The 6,608-nt window shown below is 37.4% G+C and carries 4 protein-coding genes; all 4 read right to left on the reverse strand.

All coding sequences use genetic code 11. The features are described 5' to 3' along the window. Window positions 1–473 (reverse strand): sulfatase-like hydrolase/transferase (locus tag ACH2CJ_RS19000; RefSeq protein ID WP_394995346.1); only part of this gene is annotated, 473 nt, incomplete at its 3' end. Between the two features lie 116 nt (window positions 474–589). After that, complete coding sequence (locus ACH2CJ_RS19005; protein ID WP_394995349.1) at window positions 590–2,026, reverse strand: sulfatase; 1,437 nt, start codon at window positions 2,024–2,026, stop codon at window positions 590–592. 34 nt (window positions 2,027–2,060) lie between these two features. Then, entirely contained in the window at window positions 2,061–3,539 is a 1,479-nt protein-coding gene (locus ACH2CJ_RS19010; protein WP_394995352.1) for a RagB/SusD family nutrient uptake outer membrane protein, read from the reverse strand. A gap of 48 nt (window positions 3,540–3,587) precedes the next feature. Then, window positions 3,588–6,608: SusC/RagA family TonB-linked outer membrane protein (locus tag ACH2CJ_RS19015; protein WP_394995354.1), on the reverse strand; the 3,021-nt coding region annotated here is incomplete at its 5' end.

Below are 6,608 nucleotides of genomic sequence, written 5' to 3' on the forward strand. Positions count from 1 at the left end.
TTTTTAAAGAAATAGCCCCGTCTATCAGTGTATTTTCCATTTCTATCGTAGTCTTCGTGTTGGTCGAAAAGTTGATTCAAATGTTCATATTTCACCCCAAACTTTCCATAAAACCCTGTATAATAACCTGCATTTTTTAGCACTTTTGGGTAAGAAGTTTGCATATATTCGTCTCGAATATCGCCCGTTTGAAAAGTGTATTTGTGGGTACGTTCTTGCATTGAACTCAAAATACTTGCCCTGCTTGCTGCACAAATAGGAGTTGTAACAATAGCTTTTTTGAAGTAAGTACCAGTTTTTGCCAATTTATCCATTTCGGGCGTATGAGCATATTTATTTCCAGAATAACCCAAAGCATCGGCTCGGTGGTCGTCGGTGAGAATAAATATAATATTGGGCTTTGATTGGGCAAAAACTGACTTTAAACCAAAACTTAAAACAAATAAAGTAAAAACAAAAATTTTGTTGAACATCTTCAAGGTTAGTTTTATAAAATTATTGTCATTATTTATACAATGGTTGAAATAGATTGAAAATACTCTAAATCAGTAAACTTTTTTGCATTTAAACTCAATTTTTAAAGAAAAACTTATTCAACGATTGGTTTTCCTTCATAATTTACTTTTACATAAGGTACAGTTTCTGATTCATCGACCAAATAATTCCATTTTTTTATATACTCTTTTCCTGGCAAAAATTCGTCTTTACGTTTTTTCAGTTCACTGTTTAAATCGGCATTTAATTTTTTCTGTAATGATTGGTATTCTGATTTACCGATTAAATTATTGAGCTGAAAAGGGTCTTTCAGATTATCGAATAGCAGCCACGGGCCTTGCAAATCTCTTACATAAGTATATTGTTGATTCACAATTCCACGGTATTCTTTTCCACCCATTTTTCTGTTCCACTGCCCAAAAGGTTGCGAGCAAGAAATCAAGGTTTGTTTGACATTATCTTTTTTTGTGCCTTTCAAAACCCCCGAAAAATCAATTCCTTCGACCGTTTTTGGTATCGGAATATTGCTCAAACCCAACAAAGTGGGCATAATATCGGGCGAGTTTAATAATGCATTTGAGATTTTACCTTTTTTACCGAAAGCCTGTGGATAATGTATCATGAAAGGTACTCTTATACTTTCTTCATAAGGTTGTTGTTTGTTCCAAGAGCCGTGTGAGCCGAGCAAATCGCCGTGGTCTGACGAAAAAACTATAATCGTGTTTTCGTCAATGCCCAAATCTTTGAGGGTTTGCCACATTTTTCCGATACAATCATCAATGGCTGTGATGTGCGAATAATAACCAACCAAGTCTTTTTTTACTTTTTCTCGGTTTGCAACTGGCACATTTTCGTTGATGATAAACTGCTTATTTTCATACATTTTCCTGTACTTTTCGGGGGCAGTTTGGTAAGGGTCGTGCGGGCTACCGATTGAAAGAAACAATAAAAATGGATTGGGTTCGGTTGCCTGTTTTTTTATGTATTTTATGACATCTTCGGTTTGAGCAATGGCATCATACCCATTCCAAATCATTTTTTTATTTGATTCGCCAGTATAATAGGGCGAATTATTATAGTCGTGCGAACACTCGTTTGCCATCCAAAAGCCAAAACCTTGTCGGCGAGTAGGAGGGATGTAGCTATTGCGTCCATGCCCATCAATGTGCCATTTGCCAACAAAACCCGTTGCGTAGTTATTGTTTTTGTAAACCTTTGCAATCGTTATATTATTGGTATCAAGCAAAACATCGTTCATAAAAACACCATTTGTAAGCGGATATTGACCTGTCATTAACGAGGCTCGGTGGGGCGTGCAAACGGGAGTTCCCGAAATGGCATTTTTCAAATTCATACTTTCCGAAGCCAGTCGGTCAAGATTTGGGGAAATAACATTTTTATCTCCTGCATAACCACTCGCCGATGCCCGCCACTGGTCAACGAGTATATACAGAATATTTGGCTTTTTGTTTTGAGCATAAATATTACTCAAACTAAGGACAAGTAAAACAAAAGAAATAAGAGTTTTCATGGCTACATTTTTAGTTTAGTCCTATTGTTTTTGTTCAATAACCAGGATTTTGTTCTAATTTATTGATTGAAATTTCATTGACAGGAATAGGAGCAAGCAGTTTGTTTGCTGTAATTCCGTAGGCTTCAGGATATAAAAAAGTCTTTTTAGCTTTTTCACGAATTCCGTGGGCAGCCATTACTTCTACTGCTTTTCCTGTGCGTTTTAGGTCATACCAACGTTGGTTTTCAAAGCAAAATTCTACTTGTCGTTCTTTGGCAATAAGTGTTGAAAGTGCATCTTTACTCAAAGCACTAATTGCGTTTGTCAAGCCTGCTCTTGTACGAACTTGCTGAACAAAAGGAATTGCTTCGGTAGTTTTGCCTTGCTCATTTATAGCTTCGGCAAGCATTAATAATACATCTGAGTAACGCAAAATTGGAAAGTTATCGCCACATCGAGCATCAGGAGCAGCTATTGGGGCTTTGTATTTGGCACAATAAGGAATTGGACGGACGATATTATCCCAGTCAATGCCATTCCAAAAAGCGATTGAGACATTCTTACGTTTATCTCCCGTTTCAAAGGCACTTATCAAATCGTCGGTTGGTTGATTCCATCCTGCACCAACAATATTAACATTCGGACGAAGAGTAACTGCTCCCCCCGATGTGTGCGGTGCGAATGTAAAAATGAAAGTATTAGCCAATTCTACGCTGTTTTCAGAATATTGTACAGCAAAAATTGTTTCCTTATAATCTTTTTTTGATGGGTTAAACACATCGGCATATTCGGTTAAAAGTGCGTATTTTCCAGAGGCAACAACGGTTTTTAGAGCGGTTTCGGCTTCGGCATATTTCTTTGTTGTCAAATAAACTTTTCCTAATAATGCTAAAGCCGACATTTCATTGGCACGTCCATTTTCTTCAACATCTTTTGCATTTGCAAAAAATGTGGCGGCTTGCTTTAAATCGTTGACAATACTTTCATATACTTGGGCTTCGGTTGAGCGTTTAATGCCGACAGCTTCCTGCGAGGTTATTGGTTTTAAAACCAACGGAACTCCACCGAATTGTCGAACGAGATTGAAATAATATAAGGCTCTTAAAAATAAAGCTTCACCCGCACAACGGTCTTTTAATGAAAGTTTTGACCATTTTACACCCTCTCTATCCAATTCGCTTATGAGCTTATTGCAGCGAGTTATGCCATTATAAGAAGTATTCCAGTAAGACGAATATGCAATATTGTTTCCTGCAAAAATGAATTGGTCAATGATACCTCTTGAAGCCTCGCCAGTACGGACATTATTCTGAAAACTTGCATTATCCGAAATCAGTTCAGCCAAAATCCAGTGATTATTTTTTTCGTTTTCACGCATCGGCACATAGCATCCGTTTGCCAACAAAGTATATTCTACCTCGGATTGATAGAAATTTCCTTCATTTAGCGTTGCTTTTGGATATAATTCCAAAAAATCTTTTGAACAGCCCGATAAAGCTAATAGAGCTATTATATATATTATTTTTTTCATAAGAATATCTAATTTTGATTCGTTAAAGAACTTTCTTTTCTAAAAAACTTAAAACGAAAGATTTAAACCAACTGATGTTGTACGAGCAAGTGGATACGATGACATATCAAAACCTGGGGATAAAGTATTGTTAATATCTCGTGATTGACCCTCTGGATTTGCCCCGCTGTATTTTGTAAACGTAACCAGATTATTAGCCGTTACATAGATTCTGCAACTATTGATAAAACCTGATTTCTTGACCAAATTTTCGGGAAGAGTATAGCCCAACGACACATTTGAGATTCTAAGAAATGTCGCATCTTCAACCCAAAGTGTATTTACACGATGTCCCCAACTTGGTGTCAGTTTTGGCACACCATACAAATTTCCAGCCCCTGGGCTATCGGCACTTCTCCAACGATTTACCCATTGATTACTCACATTAAAAAATCCTTGTAGGTTATCAGTCGTTTGACGTAAACCATTCATTACTTGCCCACCATACTGGCCATTCATAATAATGCCCAAAGTGATCTTTTTGTAAGAAAACGAGTTAGAAATGCCATAAATAAAGTCAGGTTGTGGATTTCCGATGATTGTATAATCTAAGAAATCGCTTACGATGCCATCACCGTTTACATCTTTATATTTGGTATTGCCTTCATATACTTGCGTTGTTTTTATCAAATTTGGATTTTCCAAGTCTTTGGCTGAATAAACTCCTTCCAAAATAAATCCAAAGAATTGCCCAATTGGCTTGCCAACGACCGTTACGTGAGTAGGGTTATTGTCGTTATTACCCGACAAAATCCTGTCGCCGTTTTCGTTGATAGAAAGCACCTTATTTCTATTAAACGCCACATTTACATTCATATCCCAATTGAATTCGCCAGTTACTGGTGAGCCTCCTAATGAGATTTCAAGACCTCTATTTTGGACAGTTCCTTTATTAACTATTTGAAAGTTAAAACCAGTAATGGCAGGAATTATGTCATTTAGTAGCATATTTTTACTTTTTCTATTGTAAAAATCGACACTTAATGAAAGCCTATTGTTGAAAAATTCACCATCTAATCCAGCATCGACTTGGTCTGATTCTTCCCAAGTAAGATTCGGATTGGCAATACCAACGAATGAAGCTGAAACCTGCGTTGTACCAAACACGTAAGACCCAGGATTAATTGAAGCCAAATGAGAATAATTTCCGATGTTATTATTGCCACTTTTGCCATAACTGGCTCTTAATTTTAGACTACTAACAAATTTATTATTTTTCAAAAATTCTTCATCGGATACTCTCCAAGCCCCAGCTATTGATGGAAACGAAGCGTATCTATTATTAACCCCGAAGCGAGAAGAACCATCAGACCTCAATGATGCTGTTAATAAATATTTGTCATTAAAGGCATAGTTTATTCTTCCAAGATACGAAATTATGCTCCATTCGTCGGCACTTTCTCCCCACGAATTGATGGTTTGGGCGGCATTAATAGTTTCAATCAAGTCATTTGCATACGGTGAAGCGTTTATATTGATGCCGCTTGCTTTATTTTTTTGAGTCGTATAGCCAGCTAAAACATTGATACGATGTTTTTTTATGGTTTTGTTGTAGGTCAATGTATTTTCAATCAGCCAATTAAAGTTTTCAGACCTTGAATTAGATGACCGACCAGTACCCGAAACAGGAGGGATATTTGGAGCTCCAACGGTACTTGGTACAAACTGATTGAATTTTGAAGTTGCCCAAATGGTACTGAGCGAAGTTTTTGCTTTTAGATTTGGGATAATTTCCCATTCAAGAAAAGCCGAGCCTAAATTTTGAAATTGCTGTTGAAGCTGCGATGTTTCACGCAAAACGAAAAGCGGATTGGCAAAACTCCAAGCCGAATGATATTTGCTTGCGGGCGAACGAAGGTAGGGGATAAGATTACCGTTGGCATCATAAGGATTTAAGGTTGGATTTGCCCAATTGGCTATTCCAATTATATCCTCACGGTTTGAATTGGTATTTGTTCGATTTTGGTTGATGAAAGTAGGTTGTAGTGAAGCACCAACAACTACTTTTTTTGATACATTTGATTCAACCGACATATTGGCACTGTATCGCTCAATTCCTGTGTATTTTATAACGCCTTCTTGCTTAAAATAGCCTAAATTTAGGTTCATGCGTGAATCTTGCGTTCCCTTCTGAATACTAATATTGTGGTCTTGAATTGCCGCTGTTTGTAACAACAAATCATACCAATCTGTGCCATCGCCAACTAATTGTGCAGGGTTTTGATACTCAACTGGATAATCATTGATGGTTGTGGCTCTATTTTCGGCACGTCTGACAGCTATATCAATTTTATTTCTTTGTAAATCAATAAATTCTTGTTGATTCATCAATTGAGGTCTTCCTTTTTGGGGAACTTGCTGCACGCCACGCATCGAAGAAACGTTTACTTTTAGGCTATTAAATTTCCCCTTTTTCGTTGTAATCATAATTACACCATTTGCCCCACGTGAACCGTAAATTGCCGTAGAAGAAGCATCTTTTAATATCGAAATAGATTCAATATCATTTGGGTTGATTAATGAAAGTGGGTTAAAATCTCGACTCAAACCCGCAGTATAAGGCAAGCCGTCAATCACATATAAAGGCTCGTTTCCAGCTCCAAGCGACCCACTACCCCTTATTCTAACGGAAGTTCCGCCACCTGGAGCCCCCGATGGCTGCTGAATCTGAACACCCGCAACTTGTCCAATCATCTTTTGGTCGATTGATGCAACTGGTAAATCTTTGATAATCGCCTGATTGATTGTGGCAACCGAACCCGTTAAATCTTTTGATTTTTGAGTGCCATAACCAACCACTACTACCTCGTTGAGCGACTTTATATCGGTTTGCAGTTTTACATTTATTTGAGTTTTATTTCCCACTAAAATTTCTTGTGGTTCGTAACCCACAAAACTAAACACAAGCGTGGCTTTTGAGTCTGGCACTACAATCGTAAATTCTCCTTCCGAATTGGTGCTTCCACCACGAGTAGTTCCTTTTACAATAATACTTACACCTGGGAGTTTTTCGCCTTTTTCATCACTTAC

Origin of the sequence: Emticicia sp. (assembly GCF_043780375.1) — a bacterium.
Classification (GTDB): Bacteria; Bacteroidota; Bacteroidia; order Cytophagales; family Spirosomataceae; genus Emticicia.

Excerpts from the sequence above, each read along its gene's own strand:
- ACH2CJ_RS19005 (WP_394995349.1), bottom strand. The coding sequence starts at position 2,026 with ATGAAAACTCTTATTTCTTTTGTTTTACTTGTCCTTAGTTTGAGTAAT.
- ACH2CJ_RS19010 (WP_394995352.1), bottom strand. The coding sequence starts at position 3,539 with ATGAAAAAAATAATATATATAATAGCTCTATTAGCTTTATCGGGCTGT.